Annotated in this window: 2 protein-coding genes; both read right to left on the reverse strand. The window is 67.0% G+C overall.

Annotation, left to right across the window (positions count from 1 at the left end; translation table 11 throughout):
• Positions 1-238: 238 nt before the first annotated feature.
• Complete coding sequence (locus ASF72_RS20425; protein ID WP_157371027.1) at positions 239-391, reverse strand: hypothetical protein; 153 nt, start codon at positions 389-391, stop codon at positions 239-241.
• Between the two features lie 181 nt (positions 392-572).
• Positions 573-1598, reverse strand: a complete 1026-nt coding sequence (locus ASF72_RS16465) for a DUF4192 domain-containing protein (RefSeq protein ID WP_056600661.1) — start codon at positions 1596-1598, stop codon at positions 573-575.
• Positions 1599-1729 lie beyond the last annotated feature (131 nt).

Here is a 1729-nt window from a genome sequence, read left to right on the forward strand (position 1 = left end):
GGGCTAGACGGGCCGGAGCGGACACGTACAATCCGAAGGACAGCAGCCAAAACGTCGTAGACAAAACAGGGCTAGGGTGTCCGGAGCTCTGCGACGGCACGCCCTGGGCCCAACAGCCGGCCGCGCCAGCGGACGTCCTTTTCAGCGGTTAAAGGGCTGAGGCCGGCCCCGTGGGGCCGGCCTCAGTTTTCCCTCAGCAAAAGGAAAACCAGTGCTGCAGCGTCTTCGCTGCATCAAGTTACAGGTCCAGCGGGGATTTCTCCCAGGAGATGTCGACGATGAGGGCACCTTGCTGTGGCATGGTCAACATCGAGAGCTCGAGGATGTCCTGGGCGTGGGTGGCGTCGGCGGTTGCGGCGTCGTCGTCCGTGAGGATGTACTCGTGGCTCATATGCTGCCCCCAGGCTCTTTAGTGGATCATGTTCCTTTTCCACTGTAGCCCGGCGTTCGGCCGTTTCCCGCTTCTGGAGCTGCGCCCGCGACAGCGTGATCGGCGGCCGGAGGAGCGCACGCGGGGGAGGCCGCCACGCACCCAAGGGGCCGGACCGGTGTCCCGGCCCGGCCCCACCCGCCTAGCGCTGTCGCTTGTAGGCGGTGGCCTGGTTCTTCGCGACCGGGGCGATGGTTCCCCTGCTCACCAGCTGGTCCATCAGTTCCGCGAGCCGGTAGCCCGGCGTGTCAGCCAGGGCGAGCTTGAAGTGGTCTCCAGCGACCGACGATTGACCCTTGAGGTACGCCAACCAGCCGATCAGGGTCAGCAGGGGCGCCCGGTAGCCTTCCGGCGCGGCGTCAATGAGGTCCCGGGCGGTTTCCTGCGCCCGGTCCACGCGGTCCCAGTCCGGGGCGATCCCCTCCCCCACGAGCAGATTCCCGCTCCCCTCGGCGTCGGGCAGCTCCGGGTCGATCACATTGCAAAGCATTGTGTCGCGCAGGTCCGGGCGCTGGAAGCATGCCAGCAGTTCCACCGCTGTCTGCGGATCCATCCATCCGTCCCGGGTCAGGGCCTCTGCCCACAGTTCCTGGCCCGGGCGCAGGTCCGCGCCTAGCACTCCCGGGAGCGCGTGACGGATCTGTTCCCCCCTGTCTGCCGGGCCTGCGTACGGTGCGTAGCTGGTGCCGGGCGTCTTTTGGTAGCTGCTGCCACGGAACACCAGTTCCGCGTTCAGTTGCCCGTCCGTGATGGATTCCAGCGGCTCGGGCGGGCAGCATCCGGCGTCGCTGTCGCACAGCAGGTTTTGCCAGTGCGACGGGGTGATCAGCCACGCGTCCTGCAGCGGGGTACCTGTACTGTCCAGCGCCTCGATGACGGCCTCGACGTGGTCGTGGAAGGGGCGGGGCTGTCCGTGGACGGGCGTGCTGGCCGTGTAAATGGCCAGCAGCACCGCCGTGGCCTGCGTGTCCAGTGCGAGGTAGTCCACCATGGAGCGGGCGAAACCGGCGGGTTCGGCGAACGCGGGGGCGTCAACGCGCAGTGTCGCGCCGAGCGTCTCGCCCCGCATGGTCAGGAACACAAAGGATTCACGCGGTACGAACCCGAGGGAGTGCGGGATGAAACCGAGGATGTCGGCGGGGCTGGAGATGCGGATTGCGTCGTTCATGTTGAAAGTCCTTTGCTGAGGAATAGGCGGGCGGGGCGGCTGAGGTGACCGGCCAGCGTCCCCTTTCCCCCCCGTTGTTTTGGCTGCTGGCGAAGCTTGCGGAGCTGTGGCCGACGGAGGCCTGTCTACCC

Source organism: Arthrobacter sp. Leaf141 (genome assembly GCF_001424565.1).
Lineage (GTDB): Bacteria > Actinomycetota > Actinomycetes > Actinomycetales > Micrococcaceae > Arthrobacter.